Origin of the sequence: Leucobacter sp. M11 (genome assembly GCF_035726885.1) — a bacterium.
Lineage (GTDB): Bacteria > Actinomycetota > Actinomycetes > Actinomycetales > Microbacteriaceae > JAPFRB01.
The window spans coordinates 442,551-443,260 of record NZ_JAPFRB010000004.1 but is presented as its reverse complement, the minus strand read 5'-3'; the positions used below and the strand labels follow the sequence as shown (position 1 = coordinate 443,260).

The window sequence follows — 710 nt, the reverse complement described above, 5'->3', positions numbered from 1 at the left end:
TGGCCGGTGGCACGATAGGGCACATGGACGTTTCTTGGCTCTTCCCCGTCGCGGTCCTGGCCGCCGCGGCCCTCGCCTTCGCGCTCGGCTGGCTCGGCGCTCGGGCGCTCTGGCGTGGCCGGGAGCGCGACGCCGCCGCCCGCGGCTCCGCGGAGACCGAGCTGGCCGGGCAGCGCGCCCGCCTCGACGCCGAGCAGGGCGCGCGGGTCCTCCGCGAGGAGCTCGCCGCCGCCGAGTCGCGGATCTTCGCGCTCGAGGAGCGGCTCGCCGACGCCATCGCCCAGCGCGATCAGCACCACGCCAGGGAGCGCGACGAGCAGCGCGTGTTGCAACAGCTGGCCCCCGTCCGCGAGACGCTGGGGCGGCTCGCGGAGACCGTGACCGAGCTCGAAACGCAGCGCGCCAATCAGCACGGCGAGCTCCAGCAGCAGCTGCGCGTCGCCGCCGCCGCGGAGGAGCGGCTGCGCGGCACCGCCGACTCGCTCGCCGCGGCGCTGCGCAACAACAACGCCCGCGGCGCCTGGGGCGAGACGCAGCTGCGCCGCCTGGTCGAGGCCGCTGGCATGGTCGAGCGCGTCGATTTCACGGTGCAGGACACCCTGCGCGGCCCGGACGCGACGGCCCGACCCGACATGATCGTGCGGCTGCCGGGCAACAAGCAGCTCGCGATCGACGCGAAGGCCCCGATGAGCGCCTTCCTCGATGCCGGG

Annotated in this window: 1 protein-coding gene; it reads left to right on the top strand. The window is 75.6% G+C overall.

Going from position 1 to position 710, the window contains the following annotated elements; genetic code table 11:
* Positions 1–23 precede the first annotated feature (23 nt).
* A partial coding sequence (gene rmuC / locus OOT08_RS14190; RefSeq protein ID WP_325093439.1) for a DNA recombination protein RmuC occupies positions 24–710 on the top strand: 687 nt, incomplete at its 3' end.